We start from the raw sequence: 22,511 nt of genomic DNA, 5'->3' as shown, positions 1-22,511 counted from the left end.
CATTTACTAAATGCCAATAACACATGACTAACTGTTTTATTATTTTATTGCTAACAGCTTTATTGTTTATTGCTAACCGTTCTATTGTCTATAGGGTGATGAAATCCTTACACCGATGGCTTATTGAATATCGCCGTAGGCTTTAAGAATCTGTTTCACCAGTTTATGTCGCACCACATCTTCCCCGGTGAGGTAAATCACATCTATCCCATCAATGTCGTTTAAAATCCTTAATGCATTGAATAAGCCGGACATCTGTCTTTTAGGGAGATCGATTTGAGTAACATCACCTGTAACGATGACTTTAGCAGAAGGTCCCATACGCGTTAAAAACATTTTTAACTGCAGGTCAGTGGAGTTCTGCGCCTCATCCAGGATCACATAACAGTTATCAAGTGTCCTTCCCCGCATGAAAGCCAAAGGCGCTATTTCAATGGTCCGGTTTTCCAGGTACAATTTAAGCCGCTCTGGCGGAATCATATCATCAAGCGCGTCATACAAAGGACGTAAATAAGGGTCTACTTTTTCTTTCAAATCGCCCGGTAAAAAGCCAAGGCTCTCCCCTGCCTCTACCGCCGGCCGGGTTAAGATGATTCTTTTAATTTCTTTGTTTTTCAAAGCCCTGACTGCCAAAGCCACTGCAGTATAGGTTTTACCCGTTCCGGCAGGACCGATGGCAAAAAGCACATCATTGTTGGCAATGCTGTTTACCATCCTTCGCTGGTTTGCCGTTCGGGCCCGCACCAACAAACCGTTTGTTCCATAAACAATCACTTCTCCCCCACCGAGCAAGGTTTTATCTGCAATTGAAGTATCAGGTGTTTTATTATTTTTGACTGCTAAAATCGCTTCAACTTCATTTGGATTCAGAGAGCAGTATTTTTCAAGGTGCTGGATCAGCTCCTGGAATTTATGTTCAAAGGCATTTAACTCCTGCATATCTCCTAAAGCCTTGATATCATTGCCACGGGCAACAATTTTCAGCTTCGGAAAAGCCCGTTTAATTAACTCATAATGTTCGTTATGTGTTCCCCAAAAATGCGCTGGGTCTACTGATTCTAATTTTAATTCTATTTCGTTCAAAATATTGTTTTTTAATAGACGTGTATATTTTGATTTAAAAATTGATATTTGTAGGCGTTTTGTCGCTTACGCAAGATTAAGAATAAATATTCAATTTTTAATGGCCATTATTACTTTAACAACAGATTTAGGTTCTAAGGATTTCTATCAGGCTGCCCTTAAAGGCAGTATTCTGACGATCTTTCCCGCTGCCAGCATAATTGATATTACCCATGAGGTTCCTTCATTTAACATTTCTAATGCGGCATTTGTTCTAAAGAATGCCTACCCTTATTTCCCTACAGGCACAGTGCACCTTATCGGCATTGATTCTGTATATAGCGAAAATACAAAATATGTAGCATTGAAATATAATGATCATTATTTTGTAGGGGCAGATAATGGTATTTTTTCCCTTTTATTTGATGGCCCACCAGATGAAATTGTAGAACTTAATATCATGCAGGACCTCAAATACCTGCACTTTCCATTGGTCGATATCTTTGTCAAAGCGGCCGTACACCTGGCGAAGGGCGGGAAAATTAAAGATATTGGCATCCCCGTTGAAAACATTGAAGAGCGTATGTTGTTACATCCTGTTATTGAGCAGGATATCATACGCGGAAGTGTCATTTATATAGATACTTTCTGTAACGTTATCACCAATATCACCAAAGAGTTATTTGCAAAAGTGCAGCGAAACCGTGACTTCACCTTACATTTCAGAAAAAGTGAAACCATTACCCAACTTAGCTGGCATTACAACGAAGTCCCGGAAGGCGAAAAACTATGCCTGTTCGGCATTAGTAACCACCTTGAAATCGCGATTAACAAAGGTAAGGCAAGTGGCTTACTGGGTTTACACCTTGGCGATATTGTAAGAATCCAATTTCACCCATAGGCACGAACTTTGCTTATTATTTAAAATGAACACCATGACCAAGTATCTGCTTTTATTTTTATTGGTAGGTCTATCTGTAACCGCAATGGCGCAGGCAGATAGCACAGCATACCAGCTTCAAAGAAACAAAGTTAATGCGCTTCTGGCTCAACGGAGCTCCAGATTTGGTCAGTATCAGCAAAGTCTTAACCAAAAAACAGGGATTTTTGGGATGCAAACCAAAAAGGATATCAAGAATTCCAATGATATATTAAGGCAGATTACCTTACACGACAATAAAATATTTCGTGAATTAAAAGTGCTGATGGAATATAAAGAAATGCAGGTACAACAAGTACAAAATATAGCAGAAATAAACACGGAAAGAGTAGAACGTTTCACACTTGCCATTAAAAAGCTGCAGGTGGAAAACAAGGAGTTAACGCTGCGTGCACAACAAGCAGAAAAAAAGCTTATGCTGACCTATTATGTTGCTGCCGGAATTGCATTAATTTTTATCATCGTCATTTTAGTCCTGGCAGGGAGAATCAGTAAGCTTAAAAAAGTAAAGCGGTTTTCTTAGAGATAATTCGTTATTAATCCGACAAGGAATTTAGGCTCTATCCAGGTTGATTTAGGAGGCATTGTTCCACTGGCATCAGCGACCTCTATAATCTGTTCGACAGCAACGGGGAATAGCGTAAATGCAACGGCAAACAAACCATTATCGACTTGTTTCTGAAGCTGAGCCACAGGGATTCTTCCTCCAGAGAAAGTGATTCTTGCGTCAGTTCGGGGATCATCAATTGACAACACCGGGCCTAATATGAAATTTTGCAGGATGCTGACATCCAAAACTTCTACAGGGTTATCCTCATTGTATATACCTTTTTTTGGCATAAGCTTAAACCATTGTGAGTTAAAATACATCCCAATTTCATGCAGCTTTTGAGGCTTTACTTCTGTTGGCATTTCTTTCAGGACAAAAGATTCCTTAATTTTTTCAAGAAACATGGCTGGCGTTAAAACACCAAGATCTCGAACGAGGCGGTTAAATTCAAGCACTTTAATTTCCTTTGTATTCATATATACCGTAGAGAAAAAAGTAGGCTTGGGCAGTTTGGCCATGGAAGCGATACGGTGGTGTCCGTCGGCAATATATACACATGGGATCTGCTCAAATGCCTGAAAAATTGATGTTAAATCAGAATGGTCGGTCATTGCCCATACCTGATGCCTCGATTGATCAACAAAGTTAAAGTCAAGGATGCATTCTGCGTTAACCACATACTTCTCCATAATGGTACTGATCAGCTGGTCTGGCGGATAGGTAACCAACACGGGATTAGCATCCAGGTGTGTATGCTCCAGGTAGGCAGCAAGGAGTCGCTCACGGCGCTCTACGGTGTGCTCATGCTTCTTTATTTTTCCCTGAAGGTAGTCCTCAATATCGGTAAGTGTCCAGATTCCGGTTTGCGTTAATTCATCATGCGAAACCCGGTAAATAAAAACAGCCGCAGGATCCTGTTTCACCAGTACCTGTTTCTCCAGGAAAGCATTTAGATTTTCATTAATTTTTTTAAAGACCAGCTCTTGCCTGGTACCCCTAAGATAAGGGTTATCCAGCTCAGGGTTGATTAAATGCAGGAAACTGCAATCATTTTCTGAGGCAATGAGTTTTGCTTCCCCGGTGCTATAAGCTTCAAGCGGCCATGTGACCACTTTAGCCTGCAAATGGGGAGCAGGAATTAACGCATTAAACGGTCTTATATTTGGCATGACGATCAAAAACAAAAGAAGGAACTACGGTGGCAGCTCCTTCTTTTGTATACTATTTAGTAAAATGCGCTATAATTAAGCTGGCAAGTTCGGCTCCAATACGCTCCTGGGCTTCATTGGTTGAAGCACCAATATGTGGCGTTAAAGAAATCTTAGGGTGTTGTAAAATTGCTGCAAGTGGTGTAGGTTCATTGTCAAAAACATCTAAACCAGCAAAACCAACTTTGCCACTATCTAAAGCGGCAATCAGCGCCTTTTCATCAATTGTACCACCTCTGGAACAATTAACAATACCAACACCATTCTTCATTTGCTCAAACTCATTCGCACCTAAAATAGGCTCAGCTGCAAATGGCGTATGTAAACTGATGAAATCACTGTCTCTGATCACTTCTTCAAAAGTAACCGTTCTTACAGGGATATCAATCTCCACATCACCTTGAAAGGTCAAAGTAATATGTCCTTTGAAAGGGAACAAGTCGTAGGCTAAAACATTCATGCCTAACCTTAAACCCATTGCTGCAGTTTCACGGCCAATTCTACCAAAACCAATTACACCTAAAGTTTTACCTTTTAATTCAGTTCCTTTGGCATAAGCTTTTTTAAGGTTGTTGAAATTGGTATCACCTTCTACAGGCATTCTTCTGTTGGCATCCTGTAAAAACCTAACACCGGTAAACAGATGACCAAAAACAAGTTCAGCAACAGACAAAGAAGAAGCTGCAGGCGTATTTACAACCGCAAGACCTTTTTCTCTGGCATAGTCAACATCAATATTATCCATACCAACACCACCTCTACCAATTAATTTCAAGTTTGGGCATTGGTCAATTAAATCTTTACGAAGCTTGGTTGCACTTCTCACGGTAATGCCATCATAATGCTGAAGGGCTTCTACCAGTTTATCTTGAGGAACAAATTCTGTATCCACTACAAAACCTGCTTGTTCTAATAACGACTTTCCAACGGGATCTATTCCGTCATTTGCGAGTATCTTTATCATTAAATCTATTTATTGTTTTTTTCTTCAAATTCCTGCATGATATCAATCAGGGCGTGAACACTTGTAATCGGTAAAGCATTGTACATCGAAGCACGGAAACCACCTACACTTCTATGTCCTTTGATTCCTTCAAAGCCATTATCTTCTGCAAATTGTAAGAATGGTTTTTCCAGTTCCGGATTATTCATCACAAAACATACATTCATTCTTGAGCGGTCTTCAACTGCACAGGTTCCTTTAAACAAAGGATTTCTGTCAATCTCTGCATATAAAGCATGTGCTTTAGCTTTATTTTCTTTTTCAATATCTGCAACGCCGCCTTTAGATTTCAACCACCTTAAGTTTAACATCGCTACATAGATTGAAAATACCGGAGGGGTATTATACAAGGAATCACCATCGATATGAACTTTATAATCAAGCATTGAAGGAATTTTTCTGTCAATGCGACCAAGAATTTCATCCTTAACAATAACAACAGTTACCCCTGCAGGACCAATGTTCTTTTGTGCACCTGCATAGATCAGGTCATATTTTGAAACATCGATAACCCTGCTCAAAATATCAGATGACATATCGCAAACTACTGGGACCTTAGTCTCAGGCACTGTAAAAATTTCCGTACCGTAGATCGTATTATTTGATGTATAATGGAAATAGGCACTATCTTCTGGAATCGTAAAATCTTTTGGAATATACGAGTAGTTAGCATCTTTAGAAGAGGCCACCACATTTGCAGTACCAAAAGAAGCCACTTCTTTAATTGCTTTTTTAGCCCAAACACCAGTTTCTAAATAACTGGCAGTACCACCTTGAGGCAGTAAGTTCATCGGTACCATGGCAAACTGCAAACTTGCACCGCCTTGTAAAAACAGAACCGAATAACCTTCGGGTACATTCAACAATTCTTTTACTAATGCGCCAGCTTCTTTTATTACGCTTTCAAATTCTGGTGTACGGTGAGAGATTTCTAGGATTGATAAGCCGTCTTTAAAATCTAAAACAGCCTGTGATGCTTGTTTAAATACTTCCTGAGGTAAAATACAGGGGCCTGCGCCAAAATTATGTCTCATTTCTTATACTTTTTGTTGTGTGTAAATGTAATATTTTTGTCCCTAAATCCTGCCACTTTTCCGGAATAGCAGCAATTAATGCGCAATATTACATTAAAACAAGACAAAACTTAAGCCTGTAAACTTCCTTTGTTGATGTTCTTCAGGTCTGAGATCATTTGAAGTGGTGATTCTGCGGCGAATATTGCATTTCCAGCAACAAATGCATCAGCACCGGCATTAATCAGACCGGCAATGTTCTGAATTCCTACACCGCCATCTACTTCTATGATAAGTTCAGGGTTTAGCCTTAAGGCAAGGGACTTTAATTCACTGATTTTATTCAAAGTCTGGGGTATAAATTGCTGGCCACCAAAACCTGGATTAACCGACATGATCAATACAAGGTCGAGGTCCGGGAGCATATCTTTCAGCAAGGCTACAGGCGTATGCGGGTTTAGCGCCACACCGGCTTTACAGCCTGCCTGGTGTATCGCCTGCACCGTGCGGTGTAAATGTACACAGGCCTCATAATGGACCGTAATCACTGCTGCACCTGCCTTTGCAAAACGCTCAATGTACTGGTCAGGATTGATGATCATCAAATGCACATCCAGGGGCTTCGTTGCATATCTGTGTATTGCATCCATCACCGGAAAGCCAAATGACAAATTAGGCACAAATACACCATCCATGACGTCCACATGAAACCAATCGGCCTCACTGGCATTGATCATTTCTACATCACGCTGCAGGTTAGCAAAATCCGCGGACAATATGGAGGGGGCTATGATATGTTTCATAGGATAAAGATAAGAAAATTGCTAAACCAAAAAACCCCGCTGAAGCGGGGTTTTCGATTATTTATAGTCAGACAGCTTATGAAGCTGCACCTTCAGGTTTCGAAGGACGAGGCATTAAAGCTTTTCTGGAAAGCTTCATTTTACCTTGTTTATCTACATCCAAAAGTTTAACAGTTACTTTTTCACCTTCTTTGAACACACCGTCCATAGATTCTAAACGAGTCCAGTCTACCTCAGAAATGTGTAGCAAACCATCTTTACCTGGCATAATCTCAACGAAAGCACCAAATGGCATGATAGATTTCACTTTACCTTCGTAAGTTGCACCAATTTCAGGTTTTGCAGCGATCGCGTTGATGCGGCCAACAGCAGCATCAATTGCAGCTTTATTATCAGCAAAAATTTCAACGATACCTTTGTTACCAACTTCCTCTATAGAAATTGAAGCGCCAGTTTCACGTTGCATTTCCTGGATGATTTTACCGCCGGGCCCGATTACAGCACCAATAAATTCTTTATCAATAGTTAAAGAAACAATACGTGGAGCATGGTCTTTATAATCTTCACGAGGTTGAGCTAACGTTTTCTTCATTTCTTCCAAAATGTGTAAACGAGCATCTTTAGCTTGTAACAAGGCAGCAGTTAAAACTTCCCATTTCAAACCATTGATTTTCAAATCCATCTGGCAGGCAACAATACCTTTTTCAGTACCTGTAACCTTGAAGTCCATATCTCCTAAATGATCTTCATCACCAAGAATATCAGAAAGGATCGCATATTTACCAGTTTTCTCATCGGTGATTAAACCCATGGCAATACCAGAAACAGGAGATTTAATTTTAATACCGGCATCCATCAGTGCTAAAGTACCCGCACAAACAGTTGCCATTGATGAAGAACCATTAGATTCAAGGATATCAGAAACGATACGAATAGTGTAAGGGTTTTCTTCCAATCCAGGTAATACTCTTTTCAATGAACGCATGGCAAGGTTACCATGTCCAATTTCACGGCGACCAGCACCTCTGTTCGGACGAACCTCACCAGTGGAGAAGCCCGGGAAATTATAGTGTAACAAGAATTTGTTATAGCCATTCACAAAAGCACCATCAATCATTTGCTCATCATCTTTAGAACCTAAAGTAACGGTAGTTAAAGATTGTGTTTCACCACGGGTAAAAACAGCTGAACCATGCGCAGATGGCAAGTAACCTACTTCACTCCAGATCTGACGAACGGTACGAACATCACGGCCATCCAAACGAATTCCTTCGTCTAGTACCAGGTTTCTGATCGCATCATATTGCACATCATGGAAGTATTTTTTAGACAAGAAGCCAGTAACATCATCAATATCTTCACCTAAAGAAGCGATGAAATCCATTAATATCTGTCCGAACTGATTGCCACGCTCTTTTTTAGCCGTATTGCTTTTCGCAATTTCATAAACTTTATCATAAGTAGCAGCAAAAACCTGCGCTCTCAATTCAAGATTGCTGTCTTCATGAGAATATTCACGTTTAACAGTTTTACCAACCAGTTCTGCTAATTCTTTTTGCGCCTGAACCTGGATCACAATTGCTTTGTGTGCAAACTCAATAGCTTCAACCATTTCAGCTTCAGAAATCTCATCAGCTTCACCTTCCACCATTACGATGTCTTTTTCGGTACCTGCAACTAATAAATCAATTGTAGCACGTTCTAAGTCACTTAAATATGGATTGATTACAAATTTACCATCAATTCTAGCTACGCGTACTTCAGAGATCGGCCCGTTGAAAGGGATATCAGAAACTGCAATTGCAGCCGAAGCAGCCAGACCAGCTAAACAGTCAGGCGTTATATTTTTATCAGATGAAATCAAGGTGATCATGACTTGCGTATCTGAATGATAATCATCAGGGAACATCGGGCGTAAAGCACGGTCTACCAAACGAGAAATTAAAACTTCATAGTCTGATAATCTAGCCTCACGACGTAAGAAACCACCAGGGATACGGCCGGCAGCAGCATATTTTTCCTGATAATCTACCGATAAGGGTAAGAAATCAACGCCGCTTTTTGCGCCTACAGTAGAAACTACGGTAGCCAAAAGCATGGTCTCACCCATTTTAACAACGACAGCGCCATCGGCTTGTTTAGCCAACTTACCTGTTTCGATTTCAATTATTCTTCCATCACCAAGATCGAACGATTTTTTTATTACATTCATTTAAAACGTGTTATGGTGTGTTTTCCTCTTTCTACACACCGGATTTATGTGGTTTATTTTATTTTGCAAGCAAAAAAGCCATCCCTAAAGAATGGCTTTTTATGACATAAGTACAATTATTTAATGATATCTCTAAGCTGTAAAGCTTTGATGATAGCACGATAGCGACCAATATCTTTTTTGAATAGATAAGCCAGGATACCGCGGCGTTTACCTACTAGTTTTTGAAGTGCCAACTGAGTTGAAAAATCTTTACGATTGTTCTTCAAGTGACCTGTTAGGTGCGCAATACGGTATGTAAATAACGCTACCTGACCTTCTGCAGAACCAGTGTTGGTTACTACTTCGCCGTGTTGTAAAAAGATTTCGGCTTTCTTTTCTTTACTTAAATACATTCTTGAATGATACTAAAGTGTGTATAAATTAATTAATTAGGTGCAAAGATACTGTAAGTTTTAATGATTAACAATAATCTGGTATTCAATTTTCTGTACTTTTGTAAAAATCTATTTATGGAAAAAAACCAGTACAGCATATTTGAGAGTGAATTGAAAGTAAGGCCTGATGATATAGACATGTTTAACCATGTACATAACAGCAAATATTTCGATTACGTACTTGCCGCAAGGTACGAACAAATGGATTTATTCTACAAAATGCCAATGGAATCCTTTCTTGAAGGCGGTTTTGGCTGGGTGGTAAGAACAGCGCATGTAGATTTCAAAAGACCGATGATTTTAGGAGATACGGCCATTATCCGTACTGGTCTATTAACCATTAATGATAAAGGATGCCGCGTTCAGTTTGAAATAGAGATCAAGCGTAATAAAAAAATAGCTTCTGATGGCTGGTTTGATTATGTGATGATCGACATCAACAGCGGTAAAGGCATGAAAGTAACTGAAGAAATGATTAAAACTTACAGCATTTAATCTCATTTTCTCTAAATTTAGCTTAGATGACTAAGCTAAGCAGAACATTTACTTTCTTAAAACAGGCCATTAAAGGCGAAGACCTGGATTATACAAAAGGCAGCATCAGTAAAGCGGTAGTGCTGCTGGCTATACCAATGATGCTGGAAATGGCATTGGAGTCTGTCTTTGCCTTAGTCGACCTCTATTTTGTTGGTCATTTACCCAACAGCAGCCATGCCATTCAAACCGTAGGCTTGACTGAATCGGTGATTACCATCATTTACTCAATCGCCATCGGCATGAGCATGGCGGCCACCGCAGTTGTAGCCAGAAGAATTGGCGAAAAAGATCCTGTAGCCGCCGCGAAGGCAGGCGCCCAGGTGATCCTCATTTCAGTAGTGATCAACCTGCTGATTAGTATTGCCGGATTTATTTATGCCAAAGAGATTTTACTGTTCATGGGTGCGTCTGCGGAAACCGCCGAACAGGGAACCGTATTTACACAAATTATGATGGGCGGAAGCATGGTCATCATGCTGCTCTTCCTGATCAATGGGATTTTCAGGGGCGCAGGAAATGCGGCTATTGCGATGAAAAGCCTGTGGATAGCCAACATCGCCAATATCATCCTCTGCCCTACGCTGATCAATGGACTAGGTCCTATTCCAGCTTTTGGCTTAACCGGGGCAGCAATGGCCACTACCATTGGCCGGGGAATTGGTGTATGTTATCAGATATATCACCTTTGCGATGGTAAAAGCGCGATTAAGCTAAAGCTCAAGTACTTCAAACCACATTTTCAGCAGATCAATGCCTTATTAAAAATTGCCACACCCGGTATTTTTCAATTTATCATTGCTTCCTGCAGTTGGGTATTCCTTGCACAGCTGGTGGCCAAGACAGGAGGTGATCATGGTTCTGCAGGCTATCAGACTGCCATCAGGCTCATGATGTTTTTCCTGTTGCCAGCCTGGGGAATGAGCAATGCAGCGGCCACACTGGTTGGTCAGAACCTTGGCGCTAAAGAACTGGGACGGGCACATGAATCTGTCATCAAAACAGCAAAGTATAATATGATTTATATGGGTAGTGTGATGCTGTTCACTTTTATAGGTGCGCAATACTTTATCGCGTTTTTCACCAACGATGTGCTGATCCAGGACGTGGCGCTAAAAGCCTTGTATATCATCAGCCTTGGCTATGTTTTCTATGGAATAGAGATGGTGTTGATCAGCACCTTTAATGGTGCAGGAGATACCTGGACACCCACCTGGCTGAATTTTTTCGGCTTCTGGATTTTTCAGATCCCTTTTGCCTACCTGCTGGCAAACTATTTCAATCTTGGCGCTACCGGCGTATTTATAGCAATACCTGTTTCAGAAACAGGTATTGCTATTGCAGCCTATGTATTATTTAAGAAAGGCAAATGGAAAACGGTCAAAGTTTAACCAATTGTTTCTTTAAGTAGTTTTGTATAAAAATCATTGAGTTTCATGCCCATGGCAGCTACCTGTTGCGGAATAAAACTTGTGGCGGTCTGCCCCGGGATGGTATTGATTTCAATAAAATAGAAATCACCTGTACCACCTTCTAAAATAAAATCTATCCTCACTACCCCACGGCAGTTCAACTTCCTGTAAACTTCAGTCACAATCTTTTCCACCTTAAGTCTAACCTCCTCATCCAAAACAGCAGGTGTAGTTTCAATAGCAACCCCTGGTGTGTATTTGGCCTCAAAATCGAAAAACTCTTTAGCGGTCTCCACTTCAGAAATAGGCAATACAGTAATCTTTCCATCCAATTTCACCACACCAACTGTAAATTCCCTTCCAGAAATAAACTCTTCAATCAAAATTTGCGAATCTTCCTTAAAAGCTTTGTTCAAGGCAGTATCCAAATCATACTGGTTCGTTACCTTGCTCATGCCGATGCTACTGCCACCATTATTGGGCTTAATGAAATACGGCAATTTCAGGTCCTTTTTAATCTGATCCAGCTTATAATTGCCGTTTTTGAAGATCTGTGCAGATTTGGCCACATGTAATTGCTGGATGTCCTGGACAATCGCTTTGGTATAACCCTTATTCATGGTAATGGCGGAAGTCAGCGCATCGCATGTCGTATAAGGAATATTCAGCATATCGAAATAGCCCTGCAACTTCCCATCCTCACCAGGCGATCCGTGGATAGCGATAAAGACACCATCAAACATAATTTTTCTACCCTTCAGGGTAACAGAGAAATCATTGCGGTCTACTGCAACTTTCATGGAGTCGGCAGGCTCATAAAACCAACCTTGCTGGGTCAGCATAATTTTGTAGACATCATATTTATCCGGATCAAGGTTTTGAGCAATGGTTGCTGCGCTTTTAACAGAAACCACCTTCTCTCCGGTAGTTCCACCAGTCATTAAGGCAATCGTTTTCTTCATCAGTTTAGTTTGTTTTTTTTTGAAGATGGTTAAATATCCTCATTTAGTTGTAGCCAAAAATATAAATTAGAAAGGCAGATGTTATTTAAATTCCGATAAAATATTTTTTTAGCCTATTTTTGGCCCATGAGCAAATTCTTATCCTATCTAAAGACCAAATCCTTTAGAAATAATCTATTGGCAGCCATATTCACTGTCATAGCCATACTGTTCATTGCTTTTTTCAGCTTACGGTATTACACTAAACATGGTCAGGGCTTAACTGTGCCCGAATTAAAAGGACTTGAATTTACAAAGGCCGTTGAAAAATTAGAGGCCCTGGGTTTACGCTATGAGGTTGATTCTGTTTATATGATGGACCAGCCACCCGGTATGGTGATTGATCAGGATCCGAATGCAAACGCATTCGTTAAAGACAACAGAACCATCTATCTTACCATCAATACCTCACAGGCACCGAATGTAAAATTCCCCGATATTGAATTTAAATCGCTTCGTGAGGCCCAATCGATATTGGAAGGCTTTGGCCTGAAAGTTGGAGATACAACGTATAAAGCAGATGTGAGCAGGGATGTCGTATTAGAAGCTTCCTTCGGTGGCAGGGTCATAAAATCAGGTGAGGTCTTGCCAAAGGCATCAAAAATCAGCCTGGTTTTAGGAAACGGACGTGGAAATGAAGAAGTGGATATCCCTAACCTGATTGGTCTCACCAAAGATGAAGCGCGTTTTTCGCTAAAAGGATCTATGCTAAACCTCGGCCAGGTAACTTATGAAGGTACAATCACCGACAGTGCAAATGCAATTGTGGTCATGCAAACCCCGGTATTATCAGATACCCTCTCTAAAATTAAAATTGGCACTCCAGTAAACATTATATTATCTAATCAACAACCACAGCAGCCTGATATTACCTATGATTAACGAAAAGAGAAACCTTAAAGGATCAGTAAAAGTAATTATCGTCGTATCAATCGTATTACTGATGATCGGCTTAGTTTTTGGATTTAAATTCTATAAAATCTATTTCGCGCCCAATGTTACTGAGTCAGGAAAATACCTGTATGTAAAAACTGGTGGAACCCTGGATGATGTATTTCAAGAGATCAAAAGCAGAGATTTACTAAGAGACACCGAAAGTTTTAGTGAAGCTGCCGAAAGAATGGATTTAGCACTGAACTTAAAACCAGGCCGTTATAGATTACTTACGGGTATGAATAACCGCAGCCTTGTCAATAAAATTAAGGCCGGCAACCAGGAACCTGTTGACCTCAAATTTCAGAATATCAGGAGGAAAGAAGACTTTTCAGGTTACCTTGCTAAAAACCTGGAGCCAGATTCGTTGACATTTGCCCAACTACTTGATTCGGCAAGCTTTATAGCGCAACATGGTTTTACAACAGATAACATCTACACCATGTTTATTCCGAATACTTATGAAATGTATTGGAATACCAGTGCATTGGATTTTTTCAATAAAATGAAAAACGAGTATGAAAAGTTCTGGAATGCTGAGCGCAAGCAGAAAGCGGAAGCTTTAAAAATGACACCTATTCAAGTGAGCATTTTGGCTTCTATTGTGGATGCGGAAGCAATCTATAACAACGAAATGCCTATTATAGCCGGTTTGTACCTTAACCGCCTCGACAGAGGTATTTTATTGCAAGCGGATCCAACGGTAATTTTTGCCAATGGCGATTTTACGGTAAAAAGGGTTACTTATGCCTTGCTAAAAAAAGACTCTAAATATAACACCTACAAATATGCTGGTCTGCCTCCTGGCCCGATCATGATGCCGAGCATCAAAGCGATTGATGCGGTATTAAATAAAGACGACAATAATTACCTGTATATGTGTGCTAAGGAAGATTTCTCTGGTTACCATAGTTTTGCAGAAACCAGGCAGGAGCATGAAATTAATGCGAAAAAATACAGAGACGCATTAAATCAACGTAAAATATTCAGATAGGATGTACGTACACGAAACAAAAATCAGAGTGAGGTATAGCGAGACGGACCAGATGGGCTACGTATACAATGGTAACTATGCACAATATTATGAAGTTGGCCGGGTAGAGATGCTCAGAAGCTTAGGCATGAGTTACCAGAGCATGGAAGACAGCGGTGTCATGATGCCGCTGTTGGAATTGAAATCAAAGTTTCTAAAGCCTGCTTTATACGACCAGGTCCTCACCATTAAAACCATTGTCAAACAAATCCCTGGTGTGCGCATTCACTTTGAATATGAATTATTCAATGAAGCAGAAGAGCTGATCAATATCGGGCACACTACCCTGGTGTTTTTTGACATGGAGAAAAAGAAACCTTGCCACCCACCAGAATATTTCATGTCAAGAATTGCAGGATATTTTGATTAAAAATCACTTTTTTAATTAAATTTAAGTTTATGGATTGGTTGCACAAGCAGTTATTGAAAGTAAGAATATATTCTTTATTTATAGATTGGACAAAAGTCTATATTCTGCCCGGATTCAGTCCTTTACCACTGTATACTGTAGCCGCTTTTTTTTTAAAGGAGATTCAAAAGGAAGAATTAATTAATAAAGCTTCCTCCCTTGCCTATAACTTTATGCTGGCTATATTTCCCGCCATCATCTTTCTATTTGCCCTGATTCCATTCCTTCCTAATGGGTTTCAGGATCAGTTAATGGACATCATCGCACTGATCCTGCCTCATAATGCTTTTGAAGCATTTGAATCCACCATTACTGAAATTGTAAAAATTCAGAACGGAAAATTACTTTCCTTTGGTATCCTTCTTGCCTTAATATTTGCGACCAATGGTGTAGACAGCCTGATGATGGCCTTTAACAAATCCTCCCTCATCATGGAAACGCGCTCCTGGTTTGAAAGAAGGCTCATTGCATTGGTTTTAACGCTTGTTATCTTCCTTTCCATTATTATCTGTATCGGTGCCATGATTGTTGGGGAGGTAGCCTTAAAATACATTAATACCGGGCTGGGGATTCATGGCAGCTTTGCCTATTACCTGATCCAGATTTCCCGCTGGGCTTTGTTGGGTGTACTTTATTTTTTCACCATCTCTGTTCTTTACCGCTATGGCCCCTCCCATGCAAAAAAATGGAAGCTGTTTAGCGCGGGTTCCTGGTTAGCCACCCTCCTTGCTTTTCTCAGTATCTGGGGCTTTTCCTTTTACATCAACAACTTTGGCTCCTATAATAAACTGTATGGTTCGATCGGTACATTAATCGTGATCATGATCTGGCTTTACTTAAACTCCTTGATCCTTTTGATCGGTTTTGAATTAAATGCCAGTGTTGACCTCACCAAGAGAAGCGTAAAAATCATCAAGCCTAACTTCAATGTGTTTAAAAAACCGGCCATACCGGAAGAAAAATTCAAGCACTAACAAATCTTTCTAACTCATTTTTAACTCCTTATCAATTTTACGTTAAAAAATAGATCGAAGAATTTGCAGTTCCGGTCCGGATTTGTACTTTTGCGACGGAGAGTTGGCAGAGTGGTCGATTGCGGCAGTCTTGAAAACTGTTGACTGTTATAGGTCCGCGGGTTCGAATCCCCCACTCTCCGCAGAAAATTAAACCCCTGCTAATCGTGAGATTAGCAGGGGTTTTTGTTTTATGGGGTATTATATATAAGCTCTTTAATGGGATCAATGCCAAATGTTGTGGAGCAGGGATATATTTGAAAAATTCGAACTTAAAGGAGTAATTCAGGAATCTGAAACTTTCTATTTCCAGTTAGAAGAGCGCAATGATACTCCTGAAGAATGGGGAGCAATTAAAGTGGAGTCAAAGGGTTTTTCCCAGAGATTCAGTTTCAGGACTTTCCTATTCGCGGACATAAAGTGTTTTTCATATCACGTCGTCGTTGGCTGGACAAAGACAGCAGAAAAGCGATATACCGGGATTGGTCTTTAGTAAAAAAGGAACTCGATTGATAGGGGAATTCGCTGCTTTTTTAAAACAAATCAGTCAGCCCCGTATGAAGATATGATCCCAAAAATTGTTATCGATGAGTTGATCCGTAAAACTAATATTGAATTGATCGTCTCGGTTTGGCTAAGATATTTGGGACAAGCTTTCAAACTCCTTCTTCGCACGTTTGTAAGCCGCTTTTGAATATATCCTTGGTTCTCGTTCAACATTTGCGATGATTTCGGGAATACTTAGTACATCGTAACGTTGGCCAACAAGTGCATACCTGTCTGCCGAGGAAAGACGGCAAAAAGCAATTAGGGACTTTACCTCGTCGGTATTCATTTTATAACGCTGGATTCGGGTGGGCAATTTGATGTTGATGTAGTCCAGATACACCTTCTCCCTTGTTCCAGGAAATGAAAAATGTCGCTTCATGCCTTCCGGGTCGTAATTGGAGTCGACCAAACGTTTTGCATGTTCAGGATAGGTTTTGGTGGTATCTTCGATGAATCCGTTTGCCAACAGTATATCGACTAATTCTTGAGAAGCGTTGTAAATTTTCATGGTTTTAGAGTAAAAAAATTAAATATACTCAAAATCAATAACCTTCAATGTTCCTTTTCAACTTGTCCATATTCCTTGAGCACCGCTACAACCAACTTTCACTGATTTGACTTCTTCATCTAACTGTGTTAAAGTTACAAATTTCCGACTTTTGTGCCGTCCGATTATAGAGGTGTTACTGCAATTGGTATTTCAGATTTTTAACGTAAAACCAATGTCTATCCGCTGATTTAGTGAACCTACTTTTGTCGATATTATAACTCTAAAGGAATAGTTGATTTTCTCACTAAACAACTCAGGCCTTTATTCGATATAAATAATTTAACCTCTTCAAAATTTTTTTCCTGCTGACTCGAGGGACCAACTATAATTTCGCGAATACTATTTACATTGAAATATTGGTCAAAATATTCAATGTCTTTACCATTTCTGTTAAATTTCCCAGCTAAGCCGTCTTTCGAAGGAAAAGAAATAGCTCTCCATTCTTTTTCAATTTCAAAGGCTTTATGTTTTATGTGTGCAGTTTGAAAAGTTATTTGAATATAATCTCTATTTTTTGAAAGCTGCAATATGTTTCTGACATCGAAAATATTCCTAAACCATTGATAAAGTTCTTTACTCATCATTGGATAAGGATCATCGTATATGCAGTGATTAATTATAAAGCCTTCATTGAACGTCTCATTACTCATAAATCCGTGGAAATAGGAGTAACTTTATCTACATAATAGCTATTCCAAAAAGTTAGATTATCCCCATTTTCGGTAAATGACACGGAATAGAGCTTATCCAAAAACGAAAACGTATCTAATAAGCTTAAATCAAATTTACCCTCAGTATTATTCTCTTTTTCAAATTCAGTCATCTTGTTTTTCAAGAGCTGTATACCATGTTTATATTCAGACTTATCATTTAGTGAATTAATTTTAGTGAACCTAAGTGCCTTATAATCAATTATTTTCTTCAAGACACCAAGTGATGTGTAGTGATAAACATTTATTCCCATTATTGTTTTTTTATTATGTATCCATTATTGTTCTAGGCTTCTAGTATGCTTATTAGAGAGCAAAATAGAAAGCAACTTCTCTGAAGTATCATTGTTTTCGTCCCACCCTATTTCAATTGTGACGCTTTAGGATTTGAGCCTAACCGACTTACTTTCGCTGTCCTGACCTTTCTGACTTGCGATGGAGTAGTTCGGTTGCCTGGAACACGAATGACGATGACTGCCCGGTCTGGGGATGCTCTGTGGTCAAGTAAGAGTTTTACGTTAGATTCCAGGGAGCCTGAAGCATTCCCCTTATCAACCAGGTCTAGCACGAGCAATAATCCAAGTTTGGCAGAGGTACTCTGATAGGCCAGCGTCTGACCAATATATTTATCGGCCAGGCTGTCCATGGTTTTTTTTGTCTGTTCACGTTTAACCTCTGCAACAATGAAGAAATCTAGAAAGCTAAAAAAAATATCCGCTCTCCCGCCGCCTATGTCCATCCGTTCGGTCGATACCTTACAGGCAAAGCTACTGCTGAGCATAAACTGGAAATAATCGTGCTGAAGCTCTGATTCGTTTACGTGTTTTCCTGAAAACAGATATCTTATATTTGGAAAATGCCTCACAGTGGCATTCATCCGGTTTTCCAGAAAAACCAGTGACTGAAAAAATATTGTTGAGAAACCCATCCAAATCTCGCGGTCCTTTGAAAAACCAGCCTTTTCCAGATCAAGGCACATCTTAGTAAAGATACCGCGAAGATGCCTGTCGGTCCTTGTCGCTCGAACTGATAATTGATCTCTCAAGAATCGTACCCATAGCTCACTCTCAATAGCGGACATCGAACTTATTGAAGGGACAACATCCTGAACATCCGGAGATATTGTCCCATACTCATTTCCCGAGAGAAACCCTGACTTATAACGCTCTATATCAAACACGAGATCCCTTGCGATAGACGCTCGGACGTGGTCCGTTTTTTCAGCCATCCATTGCTCCAAAATGCCAATCTTTTCATTTAAAGGTGATAATTTACGAACTATGGCTGGCCGTATAAGCCCATCAATGCCACCAGAACGGTCGTATTTCAATAAGCTCCTTTGTCCGCTATAGATTTCTAAGAGGTATTCCTCTATAACCAGTACGGGATTAAGCCATCCTATTGGCCCGAGCTTTGTGCAAAGCTCGCTTATCCGGTCACACATGGCATACCAACTCACCATTTCCTCTTCTCGAAGGGATGTCCACCCCATTGAGGGGTTATATCTGTTGTATGCATGATAGCAGATCAGTGCTTGGCGGAGTTCGAGGATCTTGTCATGTAGTCCAGAAGAATCTGTCCCGTCATAGAACTCGAAGATGATCTCGATCATGCTGTGAAAACACCTGCCATCTTCTCTACCCAACATCTCAGCCTGTTCAAAATGGCTGTTGGCTATGGCCAAAAATCTCTTTACACTTTCGACCTGATCGATCTGGAGAGACTTGGATAAAAAAGCCATCCCCATCTCGAAAAACCATTCGTCTTTTTGATTAAGCTTGTCGCCGAGCTGTTGTAGCGTGACCAGGAGATCCTCGTTGCTAAAATGGGCATATCCGAGCCCGAGTATCTTTATTTGGTACTGTAAAAACTCTTGGTCATCAATCGTCCTTTCTTCAATCAAGAAGGCAATGAGGCGGTATCTTTTGGGGGTTTCGAGAAGGGAAATTTGAAATGCTGCAAGCAGATACTGTCCACGGACGAAACTTCCCCTATCCTCCTCAAGCAGCTTCAGCAATGTGTCGAAAATTTTAGTTAACTTATCGGCATTTTCGCTTATCAAAAGCGCGGTATTTCGGATAACAAGCGGATTTTGGTTTACGGAGATAACCGCGGTGAAAAGATCTAAAATACTTTTTCCATTAGGTAACTCTTTAGTCCCCTCATCTACAATCAACCCAGCTAACATCTCATCAGCCAGCGGTGAGCGTATTACCGTATCCCAGCCCTCTAACAATGCTGCTAACCCGCCGATTGACGACAAGGTAATAGCTCTACTTTGCTCCAGCAACCCAATGATTACCTTTTCGATTGCGCTTAAGGTTGATTGCCTTACCATAGGAATGCTTTACCTTGTGCATACTTTCTATGTGTTTCAGCGATAAGATCTAATAAAACCGGGCTGGCCTTAGAGGCGATGATTATCTGCAACGACGGTAGATCGACATTGAGCTCTTTCAGTCCCCTTATGAGCTCCTGTAGATCATCGGCTGCGACATCCTGCGCACCAGGTGAATCTATCACTAAAAAGCCAGGATGTCGCCCAAGCTTCTTACTCTCCGCGACTGAAATCAGGGCAACCAGGGCAATCACCTTCAAACGAAGTTTTTCACCCGGACTAACTTTTGAATAGCTTGTTTCCAACCCATCCTTTTCGATTGTCAAAGTAGGCCTTGACCCCAGTTGTAACCTTTTATACTGACCTAAACCTACTTTGGGACAGAACTCGAGCATTCTCTCACTGACCTCTAAAAGTATCTCCTGCTGTAAGCCACGAAACCGTGTTTCAGTTTCCTTGATCGCCGATTTCAATATCTTATTCTCATCGATCGTTGGAACAATATCTTTTGTTATAGGTGCCGATGCAAGCGGAGACTGCGCATTTTCATTTATCGGGGTATTGTATTCCCCCTCGAGGACTTCAAGCTTGAAGATCTCTGCGTTTATCTTCTTCAAGGCATCAATGTTGCTTTGATCATGAAGTAGCTGGGTCTTGTATTCAGAGATGGTGATCTCTAGGTCTTTCTTGATTTTTTGATTGCTGTGCATTTCCGACTCCCTGTTTCTGGTTTCCTTACGCTGGTCTTCGAATGCCTTTTTGGATGCATCGGCGGTGAGCCTAAGTTCTTCAAGATACCCTTGCGCATCCTCAGCACCGATCATTTCATGATCACATACAGCGCAAGAATTGCTATTGCGCTCTTTGAGTAGGTCACCATTGGTAACCTTTCGGTCGCAATGCGGACAGCACTTGGGCTGTAACCTACGAAATACCTTGTTCGCCGCGAGCTCTTCCTTCAATTCCCTCAACCGTACCTCATCCTCTTTGGAGACACGCTTCACTTCCGTCTCTACCCTAAGTGACTCATCATAATTTCTTTGGGAAACACCAGCATTATTATAGGCAATATTGTAACTATCCAAAAGTTCATGCAAAGTGCGGTCACTGGTCTTTGGCTCTGAGATCTGCGCGCGCTGATCCCGTTTGTCGGCAAGATCCGTAATGATCTCCTTTAATCGTTTCTGACGGTTGCTGGCGGCCCAATCAATATGTTTGTTTTGCACCTGGGCGGCACTATTGAGATTTCCCTCTAGGGTTTTTAATGCGGCCAAGGTCGGTATCCATGGAAGACCCATAAACATGTTCATGATCCGATTGGCAACCCCGGAAGTCTGTACGTCACCAAAAATAGCCTTATAGTCTGTACCTATGAACATCGCAGCAGCAAGAGCCGGCCAGCCATGGTAGACCTCAGAATCCTCGGTGAGCTCATCCCCACCCTTGCGGTTCGAGGCCACTTCCTTCATCTCGAACTCATCAAGCATAAATTCCGATATCACCTCAGCCATCTCAGTCTCAGTGGAAAATTCGCGAATGGGACTAAAGACCTCACCTTGAGATCGATCTATAGCCCCGTTGAGGGCTTCACTGTCCTGTTCAAGCCAGATACGATAGTCCACACCATCCATTCTAAAGGACAAACAGGCTCGCCGTAGCCAGCTTTTGACCCCGATCTGTAGCGTGCTCGGTGATTGACCTTTGAAGAGCCACTTGATAATCTCCAGTGCCGTTGATTTACCTTTTCCGTTTCCATCTGTAAAAAGGCCGTAGATACCAGGGCCTAGCCCCTCAAAGGTGAATTCAAAATCATTGGTGTGCTCACCCTTTTTTGTACCCGAAAAAGTGATACCAGTCAAGTTTATACGCTTGGGCCTTCCAACCGCTGGGGTCTGTTCAATATTGTACCTTTTGATGAATGCTCTTACGGCGTCAACGCCGCAACCCGCTCCTTCTGCAATTTCTTCCAGCCAGCTCTTTTGTTTGTCTGCAACCTGTTTATCTTTTTCCATTTTAGTTGAATTTGTTTAACCGCTGCAATACATCCTGCTTTATTGAAGGTATTACTCCACCGAATTTAGTCGAGGCATAGACCATGTGTTTGTATTGTTCGTCTTTCAGCTGGCTTCCCCTATAATTTCCGCAAATTTCACGAACCAGTAAGGCACGGTCATCGTACCATCCAAGAAGAGACGATTCATTGCGTATATCCTCTAAGACCTCCTCACACAAGGGTGTGACATAGTATATGCATTGTTGGATCAGGCCATTAGATTTATCCCCGTCCTCAAAGATTAGGCCCTTAGTCTTCAATAATGCCAAGGTCTCAGTAAGATCCTCATATGCTCCGAAACGGTAACGTATCATTGGAATGGAGCGGAGATCGGGTTCTTCTTTATCAAAGATATCCTTGGCAAGGTCAAGATAACGTCTTTCATTGGTTGCTTCGAAACGGTTGAGCAATTCATAGGCGAGAAAATCGGGATATCGTACCCAAAAGTCCATGGCAAAAACTTTGGCCTTGCCTTCGAACTTTCTTGTATATCCATCTGGATGATCGGTGATCGGTTCAGAGCCGTGTATCAGAATGAACAGGAGCCGGATGGCATCCCGTAGGTTTGTAGTGGTTTGAGGCATTAAAAGACAAATTGAATCTATAAATTAACTACGGATAAATATATGTAATATTTTCAACACTACCTATACGCCTACCAATGAACGAATATCACTGTGCAAATCATTTTTATAGACTCCGGTGCAATAGTAATTCCATTCCCAAAAAATGCCTATGTGTACGTAGA

22 protein-coding genes, 1 tRNA gene and 1 pseudogene are annotated in these 22,511 nt (G+C 40.8%); 10 read left to right on the top strand and 14 right to left on the bottom strand.

The features are described from left to right. Window positions 1-120: 120 nt before the first annotated feature. A complete protein-coding gene (locus WG905_RS05140) occupies window positions 121-1,083 on the bottom strand; it encodes a PhoH family protein (protein ID WP_339590636.1) in 963 nt (320 codons plus the stop codon). Window positions 1,084-1,183: 100 nt separating this feature from the next. Here WG905_RS05140 and WG905_RS05135 point away from each other — a divergent pair, with 100 nt between their 5' ends. Both WG905_RS05135 and WG905_RS05130 read left to right on the top strand, forming a co-directional pair. Beyond that, window positions 1,184-1,963, top strand: coding sequence for an SAM hydrolase/SAM-dependent halogenase family protein (locus WG905_RS05135; RefSeq protein ID WP_339590635.1), 780 nt, complete (start codon window positions 1,184-1,186; stop codon window positions 1,961-1,963). Window positions 1,964-1,997: 34 nt separating this feature from the next. Further along, window positions 1,998-2,525, top strand: coding sequence for a hypothetical protein (locus WG905_RS05130; protein ID WP_339590634.1), 528 nt, complete (start codon window positions 1,998-2,000; stop codon window positions 2,523-2,525). Here WG905_RS05130 and WG905_RS05125 read toward each other — a convergent pair. The 6 genes from WG905_RS05125 to rpsO all read right to left on the bottom strand — a co-directional run bounded on the left by WG905_RS05125 (window position 2,522) and on the right by rpsO (window position 9,186). Further along, a complete protein-coding gene (locus WG905_RS05125) occupies window positions 2,522-3,721 on the bottom strand; it encodes a DUF1015 domain-containing protein (RefSeq protein WP_339590633.1) in 1,200 nt (399 codons plus the stop codon). The genes WG905_RS05130 and WG905_RS05125 overlap by 4 nt on opposite strands. Window positions 3,722-3,773: 52 nt before the next feature. Then, window positions 3,774-4,724: a D-2-hydroxyacid dehydrogenase gene (locus tag WG905_RS05120; protein ID WP_339590632.1), complete on the bottom strand. Its 951-nt coding sequence runs from the start codon at window positions 4,722-4,724 to the stop codon at window positions 3,774-3,776. Window positions 4,725-4,729: 5 nt separating this feature from the next. Continuing rightward, on the bottom strand, window positions 4,730-5,797 hold the full coding sequence (gene serC / locus WG905_RS05115) for a 3-phosphoserine/phosphohydroxythreonine transaminase (protein WP_339590631.1): 1,068 nt from the start codon (window positions 5,795-5,797) through the stop codon (window positions 4,730-4,732). Window positions 5,798-5,907: 110 nt separating this feature from the next. Then, the gene (gene rpe / locus WG905_RS05110) at window positions 5,908-6,579 is read right to left on the bottom strand and encodes a ribulose-phosphate 3-epimerase (protein ID WP_339590630.1); all 672 of its coding nucleotides are present in this window, start codon (window positions 6,577-6,579) and stop codon (window positions 5,908-5,910) included. A gap of 76 nt (window positions 6,580-6,655) precedes the next feature. Next, window positions 6,656-8,791: a polyribonucleotide nucleotidyltransferase gene (pnp, locus tag WG905_RS05105; protein ID WP_339590629.1), complete on the bottom strand. Its 2,136-nt coding sequence runs from the start codon at window positions 8,789-8,791 to the stop codon at window positions 6,656-6,658. Window positions 8,792-8,907: 116 nt separating this feature from the next. Then, window positions 8,908-9,186, bottom strand: coding sequence for a 30S ribosomal protein S15 (gene rpsO / locus WG905_RS05100; RefSeq protein WP_339590628.1), 279 nt, complete (start codon window positions 9,184-9,186; stop codon window positions 8,908-8,910). 117 nt (window positions 9,187-9,303) lie between these two features. On the opposite strand from rpsO, the gene WG905_RS05095 reads away from it, so the two are divergent. Further along, window positions 9,304-9,723, top strand: coding sequence for an acyl-CoA thioesterase (locus tag WG905_RS05095; protein ID WP_339590627.1), 420 nt, complete (start codon window positions 9,304-9,306; stop codon window positions 9,721-9,723). 26 nt (window positions 9,724-9,749) lie between these two features. After that, window positions 9,750-11,153: an MATE family efflux transporter gene (locus WG905_RS05090; RefSeq protein ID WP_339590626.1), complete on the top strand. Its 1,404-nt coding sequence runs from the start codon at window positions 9,750-9,752 to the stop codon at window positions 11,151-11,153. Here the strand turns inward: WG905_RS05090 and WG905_RS05085 are convergent. Further along, entirely contained in the window at window positions 11,150-12,136 is a 987-nt protein-coding gene (locus WG905_RS05085) for a D-alanine--D-alanine ligase (RefSeq protein WP_339590625.1), read from the bottom strand. The genes WG905_RS05090 and WG905_RS05085 overlap by 4 nt on opposite strands. A 126-nt stretch (window positions 12,137-12,262) precedes the next feature. On the opposite strand from WG905_RS05085, the gene WG905_RS05080 reads away from it, so the two are divergent. The 6 genes and pseudogenes from WG905_RS05080 to WG905_RS19510 all read left to right on the top strand — a co-directional run. Beyond that, complete coding sequence (locus tag WG905_RS05080; RefSeq protein WP_339590624.1) at window positions 12,263-13,057, top strand: PASTA domain-containing protein; 795 nt, start codon at window positions 12,263-12,265, stop codon at window positions 13,055-13,057. Further along, window positions 13,050-14,102, top strand: a complete 1,053-nt coding sequence (mltG, locus tag WG905_RS05075) for an endolytic transglycosylase MltG (RefSeq protein WP_339590623.1) — start codon at window positions 13,050-13,052, stop codon at window positions 14,100-14,102. Before WG905_RS05080 ends, mltG begins: the two co-directional genes overlap by 8 nt. 1 nt (window position 14,103) lies before the next feature. Continuing rightward, window positions 14,104-14,511, top strand: a complete 408-nt coding sequence (locus WG905_RS05070; protein WP_339590622.1) for an acyl-CoA thioesterase — start codon at window positions 14,104-14,106, stop codon at window positions 14,509-14,511. Window positions 14,512-14,540: 29 nt separating this feature from the next. Beyond that, on the top strand, window positions 14,541-15,524 hold the full coding sequence (locus WG905_RS05065) for a YihY/virulence factor BrkB family protein (RefSeq protein WP_339590621.1): 984 nt from the start codon (window positions 14,541-14,543) through the stop codon (window positions 15,522-15,524). A 97-nt stretch (window positions 15,525-15,621) separates the two neighbouring features. Then, window positions 15,622-15,706, top strand: a tRNA-Ser gene (locus WG905_RS05060). A gap of 235 nt (window positions 15,707-15,941) precedes the next feature. Then, window positions 15,942-16,076: pseudogene (locus WG905_RS19510) on the top strand (ISAon1 family transposase N-terminal region protein); the annotation flags it as partial. Window positions 16,077-16,197: 121 nt separating this feature from the next. Here the strand turns inward: WG905_RS19510 and WG905_RS05055 are convergent. The 6 genes from WG905_RS05055 to WG905_RS05030 form a co-directional block, all read right to left on the bottom strand. Further along, complete coding sequence (locus WG905_RS05055) at window positions 16,198-16,578, bottom strand: hypothetical protein (protein ID WP_339590620.1); 381 nt, start codon at window positions 16,576-16,578, stop codon at window positions 16,198-16,200. A 296-nt stretch (window positions 16,579-16,874) separates the two neighbouring features. Next, on the bottom strand, window positions 16,875-17,246 hold the full coding sequence (locus WG905_RS05050; protein WP_339590619.1) for a hypothetical protein: 372 nt from the start codon (window positions 17,244-17,246) through the stop codon (window positions 16,875-16,877). Window positions 17,247-17,308: 62 nt separating this feature from the next. After that, window positions 17,309-17,626 (bottom strand): hypothetical protein, encoded by a 318-nt coding sequence (locus WG905_RS05045; protein WP_339590618.1) that lies wholly within the window; start codon window positions 17,624-17,626, stop codon window positions 17,309-17,311. A gap of 107 nt (window positions 17,627-17,733) precedes the next feature. Beyond that, window positions 17,734-19,710, bottom strand: coding sequence for a hypothetical protein (locus WG905_RS05040; protein WP_339590617.1), 1,977 nt, complete (start codon window positions 19,708-19,710; stop codon window positions 17,734-17,736). Beyond that, a complete protein-coding gene (locus WG905_RS05035) occupies window positions 19,704-21,722 on the bottom strand; it encodes a hypothetical protein (RefSeq protein WP_339590616.1) in 2,019 nt (672 codons plus the stop codon). Before WG905_RS05035 ends, WG905_RS05040 begins: the two co-directional genes overlap by 7 nt. A gap of 1 nt (window position 21,723) precedes the next feature. After that, on the bottom strand, window positions 21,724-22,347 hold the full coding sequence (locus tag WG905_RS05030; protein WP_339590615.1) for a hypothetical protein: 624 nt from the start codon (window positions 22,345-22,347) through the stop codon (window positions 21,724-21,726). Window positions 22,348-22,511 lie beyond the last annotated feature (164 nt).

This window comes from Pedobacter immunditicola, assembly GCF_037482985.1.
Classification (GTDB): domain Bacteria; phylum Bacteroidota; class Bacteroidia; order Sphingobacteriales; family Sphingobacteriaceae; genus Pedobacter; species Pedobacter immunditicola.
Note: the sequence above shows the minus strand (reverse complement) of the source record. Positions and strands in the feature narration are given on the sequence as shown.

Excerpts from the sequence above, each read along its gene's own strand:
- WG905_RS05135 (WP_339590635.1), top strand. The coding sequence starts at position 1,184 with ATGGCCATTATTACTTTAACAACAGATTTAGGTTCTAAGGATTTCTAT.
- WG905_RS05085 (WP_339590625.1), bottom strand. The coding sequence starts at position 12,136 with ATGAAGAAAACGATTGCCTTAATGACTGGTGGAACTACCGGAGAGAAG.
- WG905_RS05120 (WP_339590632.1), bottom strand. The coding sequence starts at position 4,724 with ATGATAAAGATACTCGCAAATGACGGAATAGATCCCGTTGGAAAGTCG.
- rpsO (WP_339590628.1), bottom strand. The coding sequence starts at position 9,186 with ATGTATTTAAGTAAAGAAAAGAAAGCCGAAATCTTTTTACAACACGGC.
- WG905_RS05040 (WP_339590617.1), bottom strand. The coding sequence starts at position 19,710 with ATGGTAAGGCAATCAACCTTAAGCGCAATCGAAAAGGTAATCATTGGG.
- WG905_RS05090 (WP_339590626.1), top strand. The coding sequence starts at position 9,750 with ATGACTAAGCTAAGCAGAACATTTACTTTCTTAAAACAGGCCATTAAA.
- WG905_RS05065 (WP_339590621.1), top strand. The coding sequence starts at position 14,541 with ATGGATTGGTTGCACAAGCAGTTATTGAAAGTAAGAATATATTCTTTA.
- WG905_RS05130 (WP_339590634.1), top strand. The coding sequence starts at position 1,998 with ATGACCAAGTATCTGCTTTTATTTTTATTGGTAGGTCTATCTGTAACC.
- WG905_RS05125 (WP_339590633.1), bottom strand. The coding sequence starts at position 3,721 with ATGCCAAATATAAGACCGTTTAATGCGTTAATTCCTGCTCCCCATTTG.
- WG905_RS05095 (WP_339590627.1), top strand. The coding sequence starts at position 9,304 with ATGGAAAAAAACCAGTACAGCATATTTGAGAGTGAATTGAAAGTAAGG.
- mltG (WP_339590623.1), top strand. The coding sequence starts at position 13,050 with ATGATTAACGAAAAGAGAAACCTTAAAGGATCAGTAAAAGTAATTATC.
- WG905_RS05045 (WP_339590618.1), bottom strand. The coding sequence starts at position 17,626 with ATGGGAATAAATGTTTATCACTACACATCACTTGGTGTCTTGAAGAAA.
- WG905_RS05070 (WP_339590622.1), top strand. The coding sequence starts at position 14,104 with ATGTACGTACACGAAACAAAAATCAGAGTGAGGTATAGCGAGACGGAC.
- WG905_RS05050 (WP_339590619.1), bottom strand. The coding sequence starts at position 17,246 with ATGATGAGTAAAGAACTTTATCAATGGTTTAGGAATATTTTCGATGTC.
- WG905_RS05030 (WP_339590615.1), bottom strand. The coding sequence starts at position 22,347 with ATGCCTCAAACCACTACAAACCTACGGGATGCCATCCGGCTCCTGTTC.
- WG905_RS05080 (WP_339590624.1), top strand. The coding sequence starts at position 12,263 with ATGAGCAAATTCTTATCCTATCTAAAGACCAAATCCTTTAGAAATAAT.
- serC (WP_339590631.1), bottom strand. The coding sequence starts at position 5,797 with ATGAGACATAATTTTGGCGCAGGCCCCTGTATTTTACCTCAGGAAGTA.
- WG905_RS05035 (WP_339590616.1), bottom strand. The coding sequence starts at position 21,722 with ATGGAAAAAGATAAACAGGTTGCAGACAAACAAAAGAGCTGGCTGGAA.
- pnp (WP_339590629.1), bottom strand. The coding sequence starts at position 8,791 with ATGAATGTAATAAAAAAATCGTTCGATCTTGGTGATGGAAGAATAATT.
- rpe (WP_339590630.1), bottom strand. The coding sequence starts at position 6,579 with ATGAAACATATCATAGCCCCCTCCATATTGTCCGCGGATTTTGCTAAC.